The 22,477-nt window shown below is 44.7% G+C and carries 17 protein-coding genes; 16 read left to right on the top strand and 1 reads right to left on the bottom strand.

Translation table 11 applies throughout. The annotated features are described in order from the left end of the window. Positions 1 to 33 precede the first annotated feature (33 nt). From MHH92_RS14765 to MHH92_RS14790, 6 genes are all read left to right on the top strand, one after another. The gene (locus tag MHH92_RS14765) at positions 34 to 255 is read left to right on the top strand and encodes a hypothetical protein (RefSeq protein WP_076253039.1); all 222 of its coding nucleotides are present in this window, start codon (positions 34 to 36) and stop codon (positions 253 to 255) included. Further along, the gene (locus MHH92_RS14770) at positions 252 to 1,958 is read left to right on the top strand and encodes an RICIN domain-containing protein (protein WP_340017195.1); all 1,707 of its coding nucleotides are present in this window, start codon (positions 252 to 254) and stop codon (positions 1,956 to 1,958) included. The genes MHH92_RS14765 and MHH92_RS14770 overlap by 4 nt, the downstream gene beginning before the upstream one ends. Positions 1,959 to 2,251: 293 nt before the next feature. After that, positions 2,252 to 4,603 carry a helix-turn-helix domain-containing protein gene (locus MHH92_RS14775; RefSeq protein WP_340904578.1) on the top strand — a complete coding sequence of 784 codons (2,352 nt, stop codon included), beginning with the start codon at positions 2,252 to 2,254 and terminating at the stop codon, positions 4,601 to 4,603. Between the two features lie 275 nt (positions 4,604 to 4,878). Further along, positions 4,879 to 5,733 carry an ABC transporter permease gene (locus tag MHH92_RS14780; protein WP_036671100.1) on the top strand — a complete coding sequence of 285 codons (855 nt, stop codon included), beginning with the start codon at positions 4,879 to 4,881 and terminating at the stop codon, positions 5,731 to 5,733. A gap of 27 nt (positions 5,734 to 5,760) precedes the next feature. Continuing rightward, the gene (locus MHH92_RS14785; protein WP_253508429.1) at positions 5,761 to 6,690 is read left to right on the top strand and encodes a carbohydrate ABC transporter permease; all 930 of its coding nucleotides are present in this window, start codon (positions 5,761 to 5,763) and stop codon (positions 6,688 to 6,690) included. Between the two features lie 20 nt (positions 6,691 to 6,710). Next, the gene (locus MHH92_RS14790; RefSeq protein ID WP_100526248.1) at positions 6,711 to 8,369 is read left to right on the top strand and encodes an ABC transporter substrate-binding protein; all 1,659 of its coding nucleotides are present in this window, start codon (positions 6,711 to 6,713) and stop codon (positions 8,367 to 8,369) included. A gap of 222 nt (positions 8,370 to 8,591) precedes the next feature. On the opposite strand, the gene MHH92_RS14795 is transcribed toward MHH92_RS14790, so the two are convergent. Continuing rightward, positions 8,592 to 9,734: a glycosyl hydrolase family 8 gene (locus MHH92_RS14795; protein ID WP_340904581.1), complete on the bottom strand. Its 1,143-nt coding sequence runs from the start codon at positions 9,732 to 9,734 to the stop codon at positions 8,592 to 8,594. Between the two features lie 288 nt (positions 9,735 to 10,022). Here MHH92_RS14795 and MHH92_RS14800 point away from each other — a divergent pair, with 288 nt between their 5' ends. From MHH92_RS14800 to MHH92_RS14845, 10 genes are all read left to right on the top strand, one after another. Then, positions 10,023 to 11,306, top strand: a complete 1,284-nt coding sequence (locus tag MHH92_RS14800) for an SGNH/GDSL hydrolase family protein (protein ID WP_340904583.1) — start codon at positions 10,023 to 10,025, stop codon at positions 11,304 to 11,306. A gap of 41 nt (positions 11,307 to 11,347) precedes the next feature. Beyond that, positions 11,348 to 12,121, top strand: a complete 774-nt coding sequence (locus tag MHH92_RS14805; protein ID WP_340904584.1) for an alpha/beta hydrolase — start codon at positions 11,348 to 11,350, stop codon at positions 12,119 to 12,121. Between the two features lie 71 nt (positions 12,122 to 12,192). After that, complete coding sequence (locus tag MHH92_RS14810; protein ID WP_100526251.1) at positions 12,193 to 12,828, top strand: glycoside hydrolase family 11 protein; 636 nt, start codon at positions 12,193 to 12,195, stop codon at positions 12,826 to 12,828. 133 nt (positions 12,829 to 12,961) lie between these two features. Further along, on the top strand, positions 12,962 to 13,801 hold the full coding sequence (locus tag MHH92_RS14815; protein ID WP_340904588.1) for a formylglycine-generating enzyme family protein: 840 nt from the start codon (positions 12,962 to 12,964) through the stop codon (positions 13,799 to 13,801). Between the two features lie 334 nt (positions 13,802 to 14,135). Beyond that, positions 14,136 to 15,251, top strand: coding sequence for a response regulator transcription factor (locus MHH92_RS14820; RefSeq protein WP_340904589.1), 1,116 nt, complete (start codon positions 14,136 to 14,138; stop codon positions 15,249 to 15,251). 208 nt (positions 15,252 to 15,459) lie between these two features. Further along, a complete protein-coding gene (locus tag MHH92_RS14825) occupies positions 15,460 to 17,037 on the top strand; it encodes a sensor histidine kinase (RefSeq protein ID WP_340904591.1) in 1,578 nt (525 codons plus the stop codon). A 13-nt stretch (positions 17,038 to 17,050) separates the two neighbouring features. Next, on the top strand, positions 17,051 to 18,592 hold the full coding sequence (locus MHH92_RS14830) for a response regulator (RefSeq protein ID WP_340904592.1): 1,542 nt from the start codon (positions 17,051 to 17,053) through the stop codon (positions 18,590 to 18,592). Positions 18,593 to 18,731: 139 nt separating this feature from the next. Then, a complete protein-coding gene (locus MHH92_RS14835) occupies positions 18,732 to 20,387 on the top strand; it encodes an extracellular solute-binding protein (RefSeq protein ID WP_047842971.1) in 1,656 nt (551 codons plus the stop codon). A 112-nt stretch (positions 20,388 to 20,499) separates the two neighbouring features. Then, positions 20,500 to 21,465 (top strand): ABC transporter permease, encoded by a 966-nt coding sequence (locus MHH92_RS14840; protein WP_017688458.1) that lies wholly within the window; start codon positions 20,500 to 20,502, stop codon positions 21,463 to 21,465. Between the two features lie 12 nt (positions 21,466 to 21,477). Continuing rightward, positions 21,478 to 22,380, top strand: coding sequence for a carbohydrate ABC transporter permease (locus tag MHH92_RS14845; RefSeq protein ID WP_017688457.1), 903 nt, complete (start codon positions 21,478 to 21,480; stop codon positions 22,378 to 22,380). The last annotated feature ends 97 nt before the right edge of the window (positions 22,381 to 22,477 follow it).

The following is a 22,477-nucleotide window of genomic DNA, read 5'->3' on the forward strand; positions in this document are numbered from 1 at the left end:
TGGGATCAGACTGGAAGAGGGAGGAGGAACTTCATGCAACATTCCATCTGTGAAAAGGGGGCATGTAACGATCTCATGAACGTCTGCTCACAGCAGAACCGGGATCCTTCCCTGCGCAGGATCCCCCTGCTGGTGTGGAACGGGCTGCGGGAGCGGGCGCCGACCCTGAGCGATCTGTTTGATCAGAGATACTCTGACGGAACTTACCTCGCATTATTGCAAGGCAATATATCAGATCAGGAGGAATTAAAGTGAAGAAGTTCATGACATCTTGTAAACTTGTACTCATTCTGGCTTTATTGATCACAATTGCTCCATGGGGAGGCAGCCGTGCCGAAGCATGGGTGGGCATGCCGATGGGCAAGCTGCACGTAAACGGCAAAAACCTGGTGAACAGCAACAACCAGCCTGTGCTACTGAACGGTTGGCATCAACCCTCAGGTGCCTACTGGACATATCAGGACAGCAATTATTATCTCAATCTGCACGGCAATAACCGTCATGCAGCTACACTGGCTTATCTGAAAGACATTACCGATACTTTTGCTGACACCAGCGCGAAGTACGGAAGCAATCATGGCTGGAATATGAATCAGGTGCGTCTGTTCATCGATCGTCAGGACATGGGAGATGTGGCTGCTGGTACATATAACTTTGCCGGTGTGCAGACCGTTACGCAAAATGTAATTATTCCGTACATTCAATATGCCAAAACAAAAGGTGTCTATGTTGTCCTGGGACTGGACTTCACACTGAAGGATGATCAGGCAACAACACCTGCCAACCTGCAAAAATTCAACGAAATCTGGGGTTATCTCGCTTCACGCCCGGAGATCAAAAGTGCAGACAACGTTCACTTCGAACTGATCAACGAACCGGTGAAATCCTATGCCAATGGACATTGGGGTGGATACAACGGGGAAAATGACTTTGTGGATCACTGGAATGACTTGCGTAATTTCCAAAATTCCATGATTTCAACAATTCGCAGCAAAGGTGCGGACAACGTCATCTGGGCGGCAGGTCTGGGATACAACCAATTTTACAGCTTGACGGCAAGCCATCCATTGACTGATCCGCTCAATAACTATGGATATGCGGTTCACTGGTACCCTGGTTATGGCGCATATGACAACTTCTCTATCCTGCAAGACCAGTGGAATACCAACGTGAAGGCAGCTGCTGACAAATATCCGATTAATATTACCGAGGTAACCTGGTTCAAAAACAAACCTGGCGATTCGGCCTATTGGAACTTGTTTAATGGCAGCAATGAAGGTTTTGGCACCAATACCAAAACGATTTTCAACGCATCAGGCAATGTCAGCATTGCAGCTCATATGAACGGATTCATTCTAAGTGAAGGACCACGAAGCTCCTTTGCCGACCCAACGGCTGGACTGAAATGGGATGGAGATGCTTCACGGAGTGCCATGGGACGATTCCTGTTCAACTGGTACCATGAACGTGCCCAGACTTATCCGGGCAGTGGACAAGGTGGCGGACCGACAACGGGTCTTGTATCCGGTGCAACTTATAAAATCGTAGCCCGGCATTCCAACAAAGTTGTTGATGTTCCTGGTGGTCAAAATGAAAATAATCTTCAGCTCCAGCAGTGGAGCGATCTGGGCGGTAACCCTCAGAAGTGGGTTCTGACTTCGATCGGTAACGGCAACTATACACTGACAAGTGTGAACTCGCCGGACAAAGTCATCGACATTCGCAACGGTACCCTCACCAATGGGGAAGCGGTTCAACTCATGAGCAATCTGAACACAACCGCTCAGCATTTTAAGGTCAACGATCTTGGTAACGGGTACTGGAGTATCATTAACGTGAACAGCAATAAAGCGATTGAAGTGGCAAACGCTTCCACTTCGGATGGAGCCAAGCTGCAGCAGAACACCTACACAGGTGCTACAAACCAACAATGGAAATTTGTTGCCGTTAGCAACTAATAGCACAACGTTAAACAAAAACCTCCCCAAGTCATTCCATGTCTTGGGGAGGTTTTTTGCGTTTATTTTTGATACTTTGTGATGGATGTCATGCGAAGGTAAAATACAACTATATTTGTGCGCTAACCCGCAGACCAACAATTATTTTCATGCAAGCATTGTACGCTACAGTATGTAAATGTACCATAAGGAAGAAGTTGTACCTTCACCAGGAAGAAATGCCCGGTGTATCATTGAACAGCTACCTTAACACAGAGAAATGTAAGCGCTTGATAAAAAAAGGGAGGGTACATATGCAGCTCCTATGGTCCAAATTTTCACCCGTATTCCGCCGATTCCTCATTTCGTATCTTGTCATTCTGATGATTCCTCAAATTGCGGGATATGCCTCTTACCGAGCTTCCATTGAAGCGGCCCGTTCCAGCTCCATTGAGAACAGTTTGAAGTCGCTGAGTCTTGGCAAAGAGATCATTGAGCGAAATCTTCTTCAAGTCGAAGCTTTTACCAGACAGCTTGCCGTCAATCCCGATTTGCAAAATTTAATTGCTGGGCCAAAGCCGCATGATCTCTACAATGTCTACGGTATGAACCGTATGCAGCGGAGCCTCTCCATGTACAGCAGTACCAATGATTACTTGTCCCATTTCTTCATTCACATACCAAACTACAATGCCATCATCACACCAAGAACTGTGTATTATCGTCCAGAGCATTATTATGCTGCCAATCAGCTGGACGGTATGTCGTTTGAACAATGGCATGACCAAATTCTCAAACAACCACACTTTAATGAAATCATACCGCTTCGAAACTATAAACGTGAAATACTCGGCACTGTGCTTGCAGACGTTCCCGCCATTACGTTTCTGCAATCTCTGCCTTTGAACAGCTTCAACAAACCGCAAGCGACGATTGGTGTCATGATTGATCAGGATCAGATGGCCAGCCTCACTCAAAATATTGTGGATCAATATGGCGGCTGGACTCTCGTCACTGATGCGGAAGGGCAGATCATTTTCTCCCATGGCATTGAACAAGCCGAAGCCGAGCAAATGGCACAGAGTCGCCAGAAAGAAGGTAACGCTGCGGAAACGGAGCTGAACGTGCAGAGTGTACAGCCTGGAAGTGATGGTCGGCTGCTGATATCGATGCAGTCCAGTCAAAATGGATGGAATTACATGGCAGGGATTCCGGAGAAAGCACTCATGACAAAAGCGGACCAAATCAAACAAGTCACGCTGGTCTTTACTTTGGCAACCATTGCCTTGGGACTGTTATTCGGGCTGGTTCTGGCCTATCGGAATAGTGCACCCGTATACAGATTGTTGGCCTCTTTTCGGGAACAAATCACCGATTCCCCAGGCAGACGGGGCAATGAATATGATTTTTTGGCAAGCCATATTAACAATCTCATTGCCAATAATGACTCACTTAAAAACGCCATGAATGAGCAGATTCCGTTATTGAGAGACGGTTTTATCAAACGTTTGTTAACGGGAGAAGTCTATACCTCACTTGAGTTGGAGGTTATCTCATCCCAGGCGCACATTTCTCTTCATAGCAGCAAGGGCTTGGCAGGCTTAGTGAAGGTAAACGGATATGCCAATCCGGACAGTGAAGAAACGATTCATGAACTGGGTGTCGCAAGGCTGCTCATCAAACAGGTACTTACAGAGTGGAATGCGCAGCTGCTGATCACGGATTGGGGAACAGACCAGATCGCTTTTGCCTGTCCATTGGATGAGAACCAACTGAATGAAGCTATAGGGAGATGTGAAAAAGAGCTGAACACCTTGATGGAAGTGATCTACCGGGAGCATCGGATATCCACAACAATTGGCACAGGTGCAGCTTACGAGGTCTGGAATGATGCAGGGCGTTCCTTTGACGAAGCCAAACAAGCTCTGGATTATGCCATTCATATGGGAACAGATCATCTGGTGAGATTTGAAGATACGATGAAGGAAAATGAAATGTTCTATTATCCGATTGAGTCTGAACAGCGCCTGCTGAACACAATCAAAGTCGGTGAGCCTGAAGAGGCGATACGCATTCTGGAGCAATTGTTTCTTCGTAATTTAGAGGAGCGGGAACTGTCCTACGAGATGACACAGCAGTTCATCATGGAACTGAAGGGGACTTTTCTGAAGCTGGACGAACCAAAATTCAAGTTGGATGCCTCCCTGCTGGAGGAATATAAAACCCGGGTGACATCCATTCAGATGACAGAAACGATTACTTCGCTGCGGGCAAAATTCAAACGGTTAACGGAAGACATCTGCGGTGATTTCCAGAGAAGAAGAGCAGGAGCACATGCGGATACTGTAAGCGAAATGATTTGTTTTATCCAACAACATTATGGGGATGCAAACTTGACGATCTATCGGATTGCCGAGCACATGAGCAAATCCGAGAAGTTTATATCCCAACTGTTCAAAGAACATACGGGAGAGAATCTTTCCGATTATGTAGAACGGGTACGCATTGATGCTGCCTCGAACTTGTTGCACTCCACTGGTCAGACCATTGACGAGATAGCGGAGGCCACCGGGTATAACAGTGCACATTCATTCCGCCGAGCTTTCAAGCGGGTACGCGGCATTTCTCCGAGTGTATTTCGGAAAATGGACGTTCATAGCGGTTAATGTAGGCTGTTTCTCGGGAACTATATTCGCTTTTTGTACTTTCTCAGCGTAACTGTACCTTTACGCATCCCCAGCGCAATCTTATGATTACTCAAAAAGTAAGCGCTACCAAGTTGAGCTGAAGTTCAGCACGATTTGGAGCCAAGAATGGGGGGATGATTCTGAGAACCACAATGACCAGTGAATCAAAGTCCGTGAAGAAACCAAGTAAAGCGTTTGCCTTGAAGCAAGCATTATCCAGAAGCTGGAGGCGACATTGGCAGCTATATCTGCTGATCCTGCCACCGATTGCTTACTTTATTATTTTCAAGTATGTACCCATGGTGAATGCGGTCCTGGCATTTAAAGATTACAACGTCATCAAGGGGATCTGGGGCAGTCCGTGGGCCGGAACCAAGTATTTCGAATTACTTTTTAAAAATCCGGCGTTTGTCATGCTGATCAAGAACACACTCTACATTTCGTTTTACAGCCTGATCGTTGGTTTCCCGATTCCTATATTACTGGCGCTCGCGCTGAACGAAATCAAAAACATACGATTCAAAAAAACAGTACAAATGGTGACATATGCTCCATATTTCATCTCTACTGTTGTTATGGTCTCCATCATTATGCTCTTTCTGTCTCCTAGGCTGGGTATTGTCAACACGATTGCAGGTGCCCTTGGTTTCGAAGCGGTGAATTTTCTCGGTGAGCCCGGACTGTTTCGATCCATCTACGTATTCTCCGATGTGTGGCAGGGAATGGGGTACTCGGCTGTGATATATCTGGCTGCTCTGGCAGGTGTTGATCCATCCCTGTATGAAGCCGCCAAAGTGGACGGAGCCAACCGAATACAGAAAATCATCAATGTTGATCTGCCTGGACTACTTCCGGCAGCCGTCATCATTCTGATTCTGAGTGTAGGGAATATCATGGCAGTTGGGTTCGAAAAAATATATTTGCTGCAAAATCCGCTCAACCTGTCTGCTTCGGAGATTATCTCCACGTATGTCTATAAAATAGGATTGCTGAATGCCAATTATAGCTTCGCTACTGCGGTTGGTCTGTTCAATTCGGTGATTAACCTGATTCTGCTATTAATTGTAAACGCGGTTGCCAAGCGACTGTCCAATACAAGCTTATGGTAACGGGAGCGAAAGGAGGAGAACCAACCCATGCCTAACACACAGACAAATGCAGGTCGTTCGCAGATCAAGAGCAGCAGTACGATTCGTGAATCCTGGGGAGACCGCGTATTTATAACGGTTGTTTACTTCATGTTGACAGTGGTGCTGATTGCCGTGCTGTATCCCTTGATATATATTGTGAGTTCTTCGCTCAGCAGCCCTGCTGCCGTCTCCTCGGGAAAAGTCTGGTTGTGGCCCATTGACCTGACGTTTGACGGTTACAAGTCTGTATTGCGGAATGATCAAGTCCTTACCGGGTATGCCAATTCCCTTTTTTATACAGCCTGCGGCACCTTCATCAGCGTGGCACTGACCATTATGATTGCTTATCCATTATCCAAAAAAACGTTTGTTGGCCGCAGCTCGTTAATGATGTTTATTACCTTCACCATGTTGTTCTCAGGCGGCTTGATCCCTACCTATCTGGTGGTCAAAACCATGGGACTGATTGATACCCGCTGGGCGTTGCTGATTCCCAATGCCGTCTGGGTATGGCAAGTCATCATTGCCCGCACCTTTTTTCAGAATTCGATACCGGAAGAATTGTCCGAAGCAGCAGACATCGATGGCTGCAGTGACATCCGGTTTATCTTCAGTATTATCCTGCCACTCGCCAAACCGATTATCGCCGTGTTGTCACTTATGTACGCTGTCGGTCAGTGGAATGCATACTTTGACGCCCTCATCTATCTGAAATCACAGTCGCTCTATCCGCTACAGCTGATATTACGCAGCATTCTTATTCTGAACAGCAGTACGGGGAGTATGGATGCATCGGAAATGATCAAACAGCAGCAGATGGCTGAACTCATGAAGTACTCGTTAATTGTGATGGCCAGCTTGCCGGTGCTAATCATCTATCCTTTTGTTCAACGGTATTTCGTGCAAGGTATGTTGATTGGCTCAGTTAAAGGATAAGTTCATTTTTTCTATTATTCATGAAGGAGAGGATTATATTGAAAAAAGCGGGATTCATCATTCTTGCCTGTATGCTGTTTACCTCGTTGGTACTTGCCGGATGTTCAAGCTCTGATAAGGGGAACGGAGAAGGCAGCGATCCGTCAGGCAAGACGGCCATTAATGTGTTTGCTCACCAGGGTTCGGATACCAATCTGTCCACTAACAAATTCACGAAGAAAATGGAAGAGAAGTTTGATATTCAGTTCAACTGGACTACGGTTCCATTCGACGGTGCAGCGGAGAAAAGACAGATTTCACTGGCTTCCGGTGATTATCCGGACTTGTATCTGCTCATCCCTTGGGTAGATCGTTTCTCCCAGACAGACTTGTTGAAGTTTGGTCAGCAGGGGGTTATTTTGCCGCTGAATGATCTGATTGAGGAGCATGCTCCCAATATTAAAAAAGTACTTGAGAGCAATGACTATTATCGGGCCATGAACACTGCTCCTGACGGAAATATCTATGGTCTGACGGGTCTGAATGAATGTTTTCACTGTTCATACCCAAACAAGATGTGGGTCAACACCAAATGGATGGAACAACTGGGCCTGACCGAACCCACGACGACAGAAGAATTTAAGGAAATGCTTCGGGCGTTTAAAACGAAAGACCCGAACGGGAACGGCAAAGCCGACGAAGTACCGCTAAGCGGTTCGACTGAAAATTTCGGTGTGCACATTATTCCGTACTTGATGAACGGTTTTATCTATGACGACGATCGGAATTATCTCATTGTCAATCAGGGGAAAGTGGAGACCGTAGTGAACAAACCGGAGTGGAAAGAAGGGCTTGCCTATATTAAATCCCTGTACGATGAAGGGTTGATTGATCCAGGGGCATTTACCCAAAACGTCGGGGCCTTCAAAAAAATTGGAGATAACGCTGATGCACAGCTTCTCGGTGCGGGAGCAGCGATGCATCCATCATTATTCGTAACCACTGCCGAAGGTTCTCCTTACGGGAATGATTACAATCCCATCCCTCCATTGAAGGGACCCCATGCTGCTTATGCTACGTACAACTATCCGATTGATCCCGGAGCGTCTTTTGTACTGACAAACAAAGCCAGTGAGGAAACACAGATCGCGGCCATAAAGCTGCTGGATTATCTCTATACCCAGGAAGGAACCATGGCATCATATCTGGGAGAAGAGGGCGTAAGCTGGCGCAAACCTCAAGAAGGAGAAGTGGCGCTCAATGATCAGATTGAGCCGTTATATAAAGCCATTCCGCTTCCTTCTGGAGAAGAACCTCGTAATGACAGTTGGGCTGCATTGAGTCAGTACAATCATTATCAGGCATATCGGGACTCCGAAGTACAGGGGACAGACATCTATGCCAATGATGGTGGTGAGCGACGTCTCTATGAGGCGACATTGTTAATGGAGGGCAAGGAACCAAAAGAGATTTTCCCTCATTGGGCATTGTGGGTAGATCCGTCCCAAGCTGATGAAGCCAGCATGATGCAGACCAATCTCAAGGATTACATCGATCAGAACGCCCTGCAATTTATTACAGGCGCCAAAAGTCTGGATAAGGATTGGGATGAATATGTGAAAGGCCTGGAGGGACTGAACATTAATCGATATCTGGAGATTATGCAGTCTTCCTATGATACTTCTTCTGTTTCCAAATAAATAAAGTATCTGAATCATACAGAGCGGGAAAAGTTACTGCCTGTATTTGTACAACCAAACGTTCCCGGTTCGCAGTAAACATATGCGAGCCGGGAACGTTTTTTATTGATATAGATTAAATCGTAATATCGTTGCATTTTTCTTAAAATTCAGTGATTGAACCTGTCCTGCAAGCCAAATGTTCACAGGACAGGTTCAACGGCTCATGCACATTCCCTTAGTTTAGTACATGCGATATCTTCCGCTTAGAGCGAGCATGCTGAAAAAATACAGGCAATTGTCGTAATAACGTCGCTCTCCTTGACGCAGAGGTGTGTTCCAGAACTTGCGAACGAATGTGTCAGCATGTGGACCGTCCGCAGCCAGTGAAGCCATGGCATTGGTAGCCAGCAAACCTACAGGATGCAGTGAAGGTTCGTCGAAAGGTTCACCTTCTATTGTATAACGACGATAATCGGACATTTCAATATCACTGAAGAAGGATTGAATCCGATTGGATTGTTCGATCTGCCAGTGATCCTTGCGGAACCATTCCCAGTCCAGCGCTATATTTGCAGCAACACGGTAGGCATCACTGTAAAAATGTCTGAAATCACCATGCGGCTGTATTGGAGCCGGAGAGCCATCATAGTTCGCATATTCAGGTGATAGTCCGGTTACGGGATGGCAGGCTGTATGAAGGTAGGCCCGACTAGCGGTCGCCGCTTCTTTCCAGAAGCTCTGATCTTCTTCATCCGCATATTTCGCAAATAGTTCATAAAAATGAGGCAGATGGTAGGATGGGTCGCTAAACGGTGTTTCTGGTATGAATTTGATCAGTTTTGTTTCCGGGTCCCACATGGGATCGCCTTCGCTGTCTTCGCCCTGATGTATACATGCACGAAGGATCTTGCGGGCTTGTGCCTTGTAATCATAAGGTTCAGCGCCATCGCCCCAGCGGTTGGATGCAAAAAAAAGCGCCATGGCAAAAAACTCCTCACCATCAGGAGCAGGACCTTGTGAGAGTCGGGTTCCGTCAGGCTTGCAATGCCAGGCAAAATAATCTTTATAACGACCCGCTTTATGTTGCATAAACGTGAGTGAGAAATTCCAGAGTCGATCAAATTCCTCCTTTTTGTCCATTTGAACAGCCATCATCATGCCATAGGACATGCCCTCGGAGCGAACATCGAGATTACCAGTGTCCAGCAAATAACCCTTGTCCTCACCCATGGGGTAATATATTCGAGTATTGTCATCGCCATAAAACAGCTCGTTCCATGTTTCTTCCAATCTGTTCGTGATCTCATTCTCATCGTAGCCTAGCTTCAAGAAAAGATTTGTATATGTACCCGTATCCCACGCGCCTTGACCCGTGATATTCATGAGAATCCTCCTTCATCAATGAGGTTTCTCAAAATTATAACATGGAAATAGTATACAAATTAAAGCGTTTACATGAAAAATTATAGGTGTTCAGATCTGCATGTCATTGTACTCAAATTAAAATGATATATTGGTTAAAATCCTATACTTTGTCAGGTTGTTGTAAAATTATGTAAGGGATACACTTTGGGAGAAGGATCACATCTGATCTAATAATACAAGCTGTGATTCTTTAAAAGTTGTTTGAGGATGGTCAGAATCTAAACCGGAAGGATGTGATGATGATTTATGCTCCAGGATTCAGGAGATGCAGGTGAAAACACGGAATTCACTGCACCGCGCGATCCAGTTGGAGTGACAGCGTCGGCAGTCAAGCCCGCAATTGATTTTGAGTCACATAGATATCGCGACATGATTGGCCGATCTCTTCTGAACAAAGGAAATAATGTCAGATTAAAACGAGCCATTGAGAAGGCAAAAAACGGCGAACCTGTCGTTATCGCTTATATTGGAGGCTCCATTACCCATGGTGCTGGTGCAGCACCTATTCATCTCCAAAGTTACGCTTATCGGTCGTATGAGTCGTTCAAGTTTATGTTTGCGCTTTCAAAAGATAGTCCGATTCATCTGATTAAAGCAGGTGTGGGTGGAACTCCTTCAGAACTGGGGATTGTACGATATGATCGTGATGTGCTGAGGGGAGGTGCCGTTCAGCCGGATATTGTCATAATCGAATTCGCAGTCAATGACGCAGATGATGAAACCCAAGGTAAATGTTACGAGAGTCTGGTACTCAAAGCACTTACTGCCGATAACAAGCCAGCGGTCATCTTGTTATTCAGTGTATTCGAAAATGACTGGAATCTACAGGATCGTCTCGCTCCGGTAGGCTGGCATTACGATCTGCCAATGGTAAGTGTGAAAGATGCTGTCGTAGATCAGTTCAAAAAGACAAAAGGTGAAGGCAACGTTATTTCCAAAGAGCAATTTTTCCATGATATATATCATCCAACTAATATAGGGCATCGAATTATGGCCGATTGTTTGGAATATTTGTTCGACGTGACGAATCGTTCTGAGTGGGATGAGAAAGATCATGATATTGAAAAAGCTCCGCTAATTGGAAATGAATTTGTTAATGTGAAGCTGTTGGATCGGAAAAACGGCAATAATATTGCCCGAATCGATGCAGGCTCTTTTTGTAAAACGGACACGGATCTGCAGATGGCTGAGATGGATGCTCATGACTATGGTACACCTCAGTTCCCCAACAACTGGATGCGTACAGGAGAGGGAAAAGAGGATCAGAGTAGCTTTCGGATAAGTTTGCAGTGCAAACGCCTCATTCTGATCTTCAAGGATTCTGGTAACGATGAATTCGGAACTGCACATATCAAGGTAGATGGGGTATTCGTCCAAAAAGTCGATCCGCGTCAAGTGAACTGGACCCATTGCCATGCCACACTTCTGCTTAACGAAGAGCATGTGGGGGAGCACTCCATCGAGATCGAAATGGCGGAAGGCCATGAACATAAATGCTTCACTATTCTGGGTTTTGGCTATGTGGATTAACTGAAGACTGAAAGTCACTCATATGTTCGGAGGAAAAGAGAATGGAATTGATCTCACCAGCAGTAACGGGATATGACCAGTATCGGGAGAATATACCACGTGGAGTCATGGAGACGGTAGAGTATCCTTCCACCACGGTTGGCAATTCCCGTAAAGCGATGGTGTACACCCCACCAGAATTTTCTTCGACAACGATGTATCCTGTACTTTTTCTTTTGCATGGTATTGGCGGAGACGAAACCGAATGGCATACTCATGGTTCTCCGCAAATTATTCTCGATAATCTGTACAACGATAATTTGCTTGAGCCGATGGTTATTGTTTTCCCCAACGGTCGCGCAATGTCGAATGACCGAGCCGAAGGAGACCTGTTTGAACCTGAGAAAATCAAAGCATTTAAACGGTTTGAAGCCGATCTGCTCAACGATTTGATACCTTACATGGAGTCGAACTACCTTTTGCATAAAAGCCGGGATAAAAGGGCGATTGCTGGTTTATCCATGGGTGGAGGTCAATCCTTAAATATCGGATTAAGTAATCTAGACCATTTTGCATGGATCGGTGCTTTCTCCGCAGCCCCAAACACCAGAAGTCCGGAGCTGCTTCTCCCTGATCTTTCGAAAGCGCCTTCATTACTCTCGCTGTTATGGATCTCTTGCGGTGAACAGGACAATCTTATAGAGATTAGTCTTGGGGTTCACCAATATCTGGCGCAACACGGAGTACCTCATATTTGGCATGAGGAAAGTGGAGGACATGATTGGCCCGTGTGGAAGAACGATCTGTATCTGTTTTCGCAACGTCTTTTCAAGTGAATTTTCTGAAGAACATTCATATCGGATTGTAGCATCAACCAAATCTATTAAAATATCAGGAGGTATCATCCATGTTCAAATTTGGCAAAAAATTAATGACCGTTGTTCTCGCAGCTTCCATGAGTTTTGGTGTCTTCGCAGCAACATCAAGCGCAGCAACAGATTATTGGCAAAATTGGACAGATGGTGGAGGAACGGTCAACGCCGTGAATGGATCAGGCGGGAATTACAGCGTGAATTGGCAAAATACCGGGAACTTTGTTGTCGGGAAAGGGTGGACATACGGTACGCCTAATCGAGTGGTCAATTATAATGCCGGTGTATTCTCTCCTTCAGGTAACGGCTATCTCACCTTCTATGGTTGGACTAGAAACGCTCTAATTGAATATTACGTGGTGGATAGCTGGGGAACGTATCGTCCTACCGGAACGTATAAGGGCTCGATGACTAGTGATGGCGGCACATATGACATCTATACAACGATGAGATACAATGCACCTTCCATTGATGGTACTCAGACTTTCCCTCAGTATTGGAGTGTTAGACAGACCAAGAAACCAATCGGAGTCAATTCTACCATCACGTTCAGCAATCATGTGAATGCATGGGCGAGCAAAGGGATGTACTTAGGCAACAGCTGGTCCTATCAGGTGATGGCAACGGAAGGTTATCAAAGTAGCGGAAGCGCAAACGTGACGGTTTGGTAAAAATGATGTGATGCAGTTCAACTTCTGCACCTGCATTTGAAATTCAATTTTCCGGTAGCGTTGAGTAACGTTATTCTCCAGACTAACGGACCTCGACGTTGCCGGATTTAAGCTAGTAAAGGAGAATAATTGAATGAAGAAGCTGGTATGGTTAACTTTAATCGCTATAGTTGTTAGTTTAAGTGCTTGTTCAGCAAGTAATACGAAATTAAGCGATGACTTGGTATTCGTCGAAGGAGGAGCCTTCAAGAGCAGTAAGCCGAGTCAGATTGATAGGAATGAAACGCTGGATTCCTTCTATATTGGCAAATACGAAGTAACTCAAAAAGAATGGATGGAGGTTATGGGGGAAAATCCTTCTGGCTTCAAGGGAGATGACCTGCCTGTTGAAATGGTCAGCTGGTATGACACAGTGGAATACTGTAATCAAAAAAGTATAAAAGAAAACCTGAAACCTTATTACAATATAGATAAAGACAACCAGGACACGAATAATCACAATGAAAACGACACTATAAAATGGAATGTAACGATCAACGAGGACGCCAACGGTTACCGTTTACCCACAGAGGCAGAATGGGAATACGCTGCAAGCGGAGGTCAAAAGAGCTTAAATTACACATACAGCGGAAGTAACAATCCTGATGAAGTTGCTTGGTACTGGGTAAATGCCGGCGAGAACATTCTGACGGGTGACTGGAGCTGGCCCGCTATTGAGAGCAATCGTAATCAAACCAAAAAAGTCGGAACTCAGAAGGCGAATGAGTTAGGAATCTATGATATGTCTGGGAATGTGAGAGAATGGTGCTGGGACTGGTACAGCGATTCGGAGAGTCCAAATCAAACTTGGCGAGTTGTGAAAGGCGGAGGCTGGATTGGCGGTGTCAATAACAATGAAATATCATTTCGAGGCAAATTTGATGCAAATGGTTTTGGTCCCGATCAAGGATTCCGTATTGTGCGTGGGGAATGAAAACTCCTTTTCCTGGCAATAGATTACTTCTGAGCTAAACCTATACTTTGTCGGGTGAAAACCTATAGTTTAACAGGTTGTTGTACCAAAATGTAAGCGTTACACTTGAATTGTTATCCCGGCGCTTCGCTAAAATCGGAGCGTTCTTATAGTACGGTCCGATGGAACCATGTTCTATGTTATTGATAAATGAAATTTTGTTCTCCAAAGTTGTGCGAGCAGACAACAATCCTGCTGTTGTTCTGCTGTTTAGCGTTTTCAGAACAACTGGAATCTACCTATTGATATAGATAAAATACATGCAGCTGATCAAGGATAAAAGTGAGGTGAGCTAATGTACAAGGTCATTGTCGCGGATGATGAGCCGTTTATGCTAGAAGGATGGAGAACAATGATTGACTGGCGAGCTTGTGGATATGAACTCTGCGGAACGGCAACGGATGGGGAGGAAGCACTTGCTCTATTCAACTCGGTTGAACCGGATCTTGTCGTCACTGATATTCAAATGCCTGTTATGGATGGTCTTGGTTTGATTCACACCTTGCGAGAAGATCTCGCCTATACCTCTAAAATTGTTATCGTTACAGGATACTCCGATTTTAATTACGCGAAGCAAGCCATACGGTATCAGGTCGATCAGTACGTGCTTAAACCTCTTGTTCCCGAGGAGATTCATCAAATCCTTATGGAAATGATTGAACCTCTGGACAAACGCAGAAATGAGAAAAAACAGCAAAATGGAGTCACGGTTACAGATGAAGCCTATGAAAATCATCTTAATGAATATCGAATAAGCGAAGAATATGATTTAGAGCAAATGATGAACATCTCCAAAGAGATCTTGGCGTTGATCGAAGCAGAAAATACGTATTCTATCGATATTGCAGTGAGTGCACTGTTAGAGAAAAGTGAGAAAGCAGAGGTTTCGTTGGAATGGATACATCATGTCATCCGATATATCCATGGGGAGTTGCTACGTAAATATGGAAAAAGAGAGGGTTGCAGAGAAATACTATGTGAAAAAGATTGGCATGAGGCTGCGAGTTGGTCTTCCGGCACATTGCAAGATCTGTGTGTTCGACTGTCCAAGCAACTTTCCCAGTCTGAATTGAAGCAAAAGACGGGTACGGGAGGGCTGGTTTCAGAAGCAGTGAATGAATTGAAGCAGCACTATCGAAGTAAAATTAAATTACAAGATGTAGCTAATCGTATTCACGTGAATTCTGCCTACCTGGGTCAACAGTTCAAGCGGGAGATGGGGGTCAGTTTCAGTGACTATGTGCACCAGCTTCGTGTTGAGGAGGCCCGTAAACTCCTGCGACGTACCAATATGAAGATCACTGACATTGCATTCAGGCTAGGATATCATGATGCTGAATATTTCACCCAAAAGTTCAGAGCGCATACAGGGGAGCTTCCGTCAGTCTATAAAAACAAAAACCAAGGGTGATTATATGCGTCATAAATTCTGGATGTTCAGTAAGGTTAATGATATTCCCCTCCGATCCAAATTTCTGCTTATTTATGTACTTAGTATTCTCCTTCCTGTAATAACGATTAATATCTTCTTTTATGAACGAACCTCTGCGGATATCAAGATTAGAGAACAGGAAAATCTACGTAAATCCATCGACAGGGCTGCGGGGGAACTGCTAGGAATGATTGATGAGAGCGTTGCCCTGAGCCGGATTATTGCAGCAGACGATTCGCTCTATGAGGCACTGGATCGGACCTATCACTCCCCCGTGGATTATTACAACGTCTACCATGCATTCCTGCGAGATAAATTAACACGGTACATGTCAGCGAATATTCTGGAGGTGCGTATCTATACGGATAACGATACCATTCAGACGGGTAGTCATTATATCGTGATGAAAGACAAGAATGTACTCCCTGGATTGAAACAGCTGAAATCCACCAGTGGAGGCATTCTAGTGGTTGATTATATTGAGCCATCCGGATTTAACGCGGGAAGAAGAATCAGTGTGATTGGCAAAATGGATACCTATACTTCCTATGCCAATTACAACAAGTATTCCAAGATTGATCTGGAACTTAGCCGGGTGTACAGCATTTTAAATCGTGAATCAGACAGTCTTCAGTTGCGTCTGGTGGACAGCAACAATCGAACTGTCGTTTCAAGTGGGGAGTTCAGCGAAACCGACTTATCCCCCCTTGATAATGAATCAATGCTCAAGGAATCTGGAGATTCTGCTTACACGCTCGAAAAATCGTTGGGGAATCTAGCCTACCTAAAGGGTTGGAAATTGATTGGAGTTGCCGATACGCGTCACCTTGACCACCTTTTGCAAGAAGCCTTTAAATCAATTCTGGGGTTGCTCGCATTAAGTATCGTGGTCCCCTCTGTATTGATCTACATTATTTTGCGTTCCTACCACTATCGGATTCGCAAGTTGTCCAGACATATGGAGAAGGTTCGTAACGAACGATTCGATCTGATTGAAATTCACGAAGGCCGCGACGAAATTGGCGGGCTTATTCGTACATTTAACATCATGATTGGTAAAATTCATACGCTGATTAATGACGTATATAAACTGGAAATCCGTCAAAAAGATCTGGAGCTGGATCAAGTGAGGACTGAATTGTCCATGCTCCAGAGTCAGATGAATCCCCATTTTTTATTTAACACATTGAATGCCTTGCTGGTCGTTAGTACGAAGAATGGATATACGGAAGTAATTGAGATTATTAAAAGTCTGTCCAAACTGATGCGACAGTTGCTCAGTCATTCTGACAATCTGATTCCTTTGCAAGAAGAGCTGCAATTTACGAATCTTTATCTCCAGATTGAGAAGTTTCGCTTTGGAGAGCTGTTTGATTACACCTTCGAGGTTGATTCTGATGCAGCTTCGTTGCTTATTCCCCGCATGAGTATTCAACCGCTCGTCGAAAATGCCTGCAAACACGGCTTGCAGGCGCGAAAAAATGGAAGACAGATCAAGATAACGGCGAGTCGAAACGCTTCTGAACTGGTTATTCAGGTGATCGATAATGGAATCGGTATGGATGCAGGGAGATTAACCGAGCTCCTGCGAGATATTCGTTCTGAAAGACCCAGGAACGGCGAGCATGTAGGACTCCGCAATGTCTACCGCAGGTTGGAACTCTTTTATGAAGGAAATGCGATATTTGATCTAAGCAGTGTACCTGGAAAGGAAACCATTGCAGGGTACCGTATACCGATCTCTAAGCTGGAACAGAGGAAATAGGAGGTAAACTCTCATGTATAAAGTGCTATTAGTCGATGATGAACCTTATGCCATTGAAGGGTTACAGCTTCTGATCAATTGGGAAAAATATGGTTTTGAAATCAGAGGTGTGTGCGCCAACGGTGAGGAAGCCATTCGGATCATGGAACAAGATCGACCTGATCTCGTGGTGACAGATATTCGTATGCCTGTGATGAATGGGCTGGAACTTGTAGAAGAAGCACGACGATTGGAACATGAGTCTGTGCTGTTTGTCATCACGAGTGGATACAGTGACTTTAATTATGCCAGACAAGCTATTCGATTAGGTGTCTCCAACTATTTAACCAAACCGGTTGATAGTACAGAAGCAGAGGATATGTTGGTCCGTCTCCGTATGCAATTGCAGGAGCGTGAAAACCAGGAGCGTATAAGGGAACATGCAAACGAGCAAAGGATCAAAGCGTTTTTGTCTGCACTGATTAAGGATAAGCAAAATATATCGGAGGAGGAGATGTCAGAGATACTTCCTCGTTTAAACAAGTCCCATTGGGCATACCTGCGGATAGCCTTTCAGGGAGATATTCAGGAAGTCTGTTCAGTAGTCGAACAAACGGCTGAAGAATCAACTTGCTGTTATGTGATTGACAGAACAAGAGACTCATTGGGACTTGTATGGGGGGAGGAAACGAATGATAGAAATGAGACATTTGAAGCAATTAAAGCTTTTACCCAGCGGTTGATGAACAATATGCAACATAACGGCTGCGAAGAAATTCATATCGCGGTTGGATTAACGGTCAACAAACTGGAGCATTTATCTGAATCCTTCCGCTCCGCTCAGGAAGTTGGGCGTTATTTGTTTTTTAATCAAGAGCGTCTTTTGTTTGCCGAAGATATTCAGCTGGAGAATTGGCAGTTTGATCCGGAAACGCTGTCAGAGGTGGACCATATTTGCGATTTACTTGAAAACGGTTCTGTGGAGGAACTCTCGTCTGCGATTCGGAGTGCTTTTGAACTGTTTATACAGATGAAGGCTGCGCCAGAGATTGTACATATTTTCTCTACCCATATTATATTCCGCGGATTGTCCCTGTGCAGAGAATTAGGAGGAGAACCTAATGCTCTAATGAACGAATTGGCGAGCGGAATTCTGGAGAAGGGCCATCGAAATATAGAAGAGGTTGCTAACAATCTGGAACATTTCTGTTTGCAATGCAAGTCAGAACTGGCAATTTTCCGGGAGAGGCAAATGGGTGGCATTCAGGCGACGGTTGCTGAATATGTGCAGATGCATTACAGAGAGACATTTACGATCCAGGAGCTCGCAGAACGATTTTACGTGAATCCTGTCCATTTAGGGCAATCCTTTTTGCGAAAGTATGGTAAGGGTGTAATCGAGGTAGTACATGATCTAAGAATGGAAGAAGCGAAGCGTCTGCTCCAGCAGACGAATCAAACATCAAGTGCGATTGCAGAGCAAGTTGGGTACCGCAGTTACCAGCATTTTCTCAGACACTTCGAAAAACGAACAGCCATGAAACCAGTAGAATACAGGCAAAAGTATGCGAATTGATCCATGAAAAAGAAGAACCCCTCCTGAATAAGACCTACAATTACAGGGGGGTAGACCTTAAATGTATATATTTTGTAACCGCATACATTTATTCATACTAAAAACAGTAAGACATACCACTTCCAAGGAGGGCAAGTACATGGGGGGACTTAAGAAAAAGAAGCTTTGGGGTTCCGTATCACTCGTTCTGGCTTTGAGTTTGGCACTGGCAGGATGCAGCGGTGACAATGAGAAAGCAACTACAAAGGATGGGAAAGAGGTACTGAACATCTCGGCCTTTATCGGAACGCCAAATCAGGCGCCAGCTAAAGATAACCGAATCTACAAGAAGATTCAGGATGAACTCGGCGTTAATCTTGAGATGGAGTTTCTAGTAGGTGATCTTCAACAGAAGTTGGGCGTTATGATTGCCGGGGGCGATTTCCCGGATCTGATCACAGCAGACACCAAGTTGGTCTCAGCGGGTGCGGTTATTCCGCTCGAAGATCTCATTGAAGAGCATGCACCTAATCTGAAGAAACATTTCGGTAAAGACTGGAACCGGATGAAAGATTCCAGTGACGGACATATTTACTGGTTGCCTAACTATGGAGTGTATACAGGAGAGTTCATTAGTAACTATTATTCTGGTCCTGCATTCTGGATCCAAAAGTCCATACTGAAGGATGCCGGGTACCCAACTCCTAAAACGTTGGATGATTTCACAAAGTTGGTCCGTGATTATGCAGCCAAGAATCCAACTATCGATGGTCAACCAACGATTGGTTTCACTACATTGGCTTCAGACTGGCGGACGTTCCCTTTGCTTAACCCACCTGAACATCTTACAGGTCACCCCAATGACGGGGGCGTAGTCGTAGATGATAGTGGAGTCGCAACCGTTTTTGCCGACAAAGATATCTCCAAACGGTATTATAAGGAACTAAACAATCTGTACAACGAGGGATTGCTGGATAAAGAAGCCTTTGTTCAGAACTACGATCAATATCTGGCCAAAATTTCTTCAGGACGTGTGCTTAGTATGTTCGACCAGCACTGGAATTTCCAAGCCGGCGAAGACCCACTCGTAGCACAGGGGAAAATTGGCCAGACATACGTAGGCTTCCCGCTTGTCTATGATACAAGTATCACAGATCATTATCTGGATCGTCCGGTCATTAACTTGAACAATGGTTTTGGTATCAGTAAAGATGCCGAAGACCCTGTCGCACTCATCAAATTCCTCGATAAGCTTATGGACGAGAAGTACCAGAAGCTCTTGTCATGGGGTGAAGAGGGTGTAGACTATCAAGTGAATGAAGAGGGAAGATTCTATCGTACACCAGAGCAACGGACAGAGCAGGATGATCCAGCATGGAGATTGGTTAACAAAGCTGAAGGTTTCTACGCTGCTGCACCGAAGCTCGAAGGAACATTTGAAGATGGCAATGCAATTGGAGCGATCAACCAACCTGAGGAATTCTATGACAACCTCAAACCGGAAGATAAAGAACTTCTGGATGCATACGGCTTCAAAACGTGGAGTGATTTCTTCTCTCCTGCACCAGAAAATCCAGTGTACTATCCAGCATGGCAGGTCGATCTGAAAGAAGGCTCTGATGCTGCGGTAGCGAACAAACAAATGACAGACACTTCATTGAAATTCTTGCCTAAAGCAATCATGTCAAAACCAAATGAGTTCGATAACATTTGGACTGAATACGTAGACGCTTACAAGAAGATCGATGTTAAATCCTATGAAGATCGGATTAATGAACAACTGAAATGGAGAATCGAGAACTGGTCTGTTAAATAAAAAAATGCGGCAATGATTCTCTCGGAAGGTATCAACCAAGGGATTACTCAGGCGAGTGCCTTCCGGGGACATCATGCTTAAAGTCGCTGCAAGCCAATAGGAGGAGTGAAAGATGGCGAACACGCCTGGAGCCATACCAGAGCAAACCACCCGTACAGTCGTTCCCAAAGCACCACTGTTAAAACGATTGCGCGGACAAAGACAACTCATGTTCATGTCATTGCCCATCGTTGCGTACATTCTCGTATTCTCGTATTATCCCATTTGGGGCTGGGTTATGGCCTTTCAGAATTACAGTCCTGCGAAGAGTTTCACGCAGCAGGAATGGGTCGGGCTCAAACACTTTAAGTTTTTGTTAACAGATGATGCATTTCTTAACGTGCTTCGTAATACCATTGCGATGAGCGTCATCAATATGGTGCTCGGATTTGCGACAGCAATTATATTTGCCATTTTACTTAATGAGATCAAACATAAGTTATATAAACGAACCATTCAAACAATATCGTATTTACCTCACTTTCTCTCATGGATTATTGTGACAGGTATCGTAGCAAGTTCACTATCTGTAGATGGTGGTATTGTGAATGTGGTACTCATGAAGCTGCATATCATTCAAGAACCTATCATGTGGCTTAGCGTTCCGGAATACTTCTGGGGCATTGTAGGCGCATCCCATGTATGGAAAGAAGTTGGCTGGAATGCCATTATTTATTTGGCGGCCATCACGTCTATCGATCCTTCCCTCTATGAAGCGGCAGAGATTGATGGTGCGAACCGATATAAGAAAATGCTGTATGTGACCTTACCCGGAATCAAATCCATTGTTATCATTTTGCTGATCATGAATATGGGCTGGATTTTGGAAGCTGGATTCGAGGTTCAGTATCTGTTAGGTAATGGTGTGGTTGTCGACTGGTCACAGACGATAGATATATTTGTCCTGAAGTACGGACTACAGATCGGGAATTATTCTTTGGCTACTGCGGCAGGTATCTTCAAAACAGTAGTTAGTATCACGCTGATCTTTGCGGCGAATTCAATTTCCAAACGGCTCGGGGAAGACCGATTAATATAAGGGGGACTAGAGATGGGAATCAATAAATCTCGGCTTGAACCGATTGTCTTCCATACGTTAAATGGTATACTGATGATCGCAATCGCGATTGTTACCCTGTATCCGTTTGTGAATACACTCGCCGTATCATTCAATGCCGGTAATGACACCATCCGGGGTGGGATTTATCTGTGGCCTCGGGTATGGACAGATCAAAACTACAGAGCAGTATTTGCAGGAGGGACCATCTTCAGCGCCTTTGGTATATCTGTGGCGAGAACGGTTTTGGGGACAGTTTTAAGTCTATTCTTAACCTCCATGCTGGCTTACACACTAAGCCGAAAAGATTATATATTACGAAAGCCCATTACCATTACAGTTGTTCTTACGATGTATTTTAGTGCAGGTCTTATTCCAACTTACTTCCTAATGAAAGATTTGCATTTGTTAAACAACTTCCTGGTGTACATTATTCCTGGGCTGATCAGTGCTTTTAATATGATTGTTATTAGAACTTATATCCAGACACTACCCGAGGGATTGATCGAATCCGCCAAAATCGATGGTGCTGGAGATTTCAGAACATTCATTTCCATTATTCTACCGCTGTGCCAACCGGTTCTTGCTACTGTTGCACTGTTCATTGCAGTCGGTCAATGGAATTCTTGGTTTGATACGTTTCTGTATGCATCTTCCAAACAAAACCTAAGCACGCTGCAATATGAGTTGATGAAACTATTATCATCTTCTATGAATTCCAACAGCAGTGCAGCCGTTGCCAATGGTGCAGATCTTGGTGCTGCGCGTAACATGGTCACACCTGTATCTATTCGGGCAGCGATTACGATTGTTGCGGCATTACCCATCTTAGTCGTATATCCATTTTTGCAGAAGTATTTCGTTCATGGCTTGCAGCTTGGAGGGGTAAAAGAGTAAACTTAATGCAGTTCCAGATAACCGATCAAAAACGGTCACTAGGTGACCGTTTTTTTATGTTTTTTTAAACGGCGGGCCGTAGTATGTCAATTGCACA

The organism is Paenibacillus sp. FSL M7-1414 (genome assembly GCF_038003195.1).
Classification (GTDB): Bacteria; Bacillota; Bacilli; order Paenibacillales; family Paenibacillaceae; genus Paenibacillus; species Paenibacillus amylolyticus.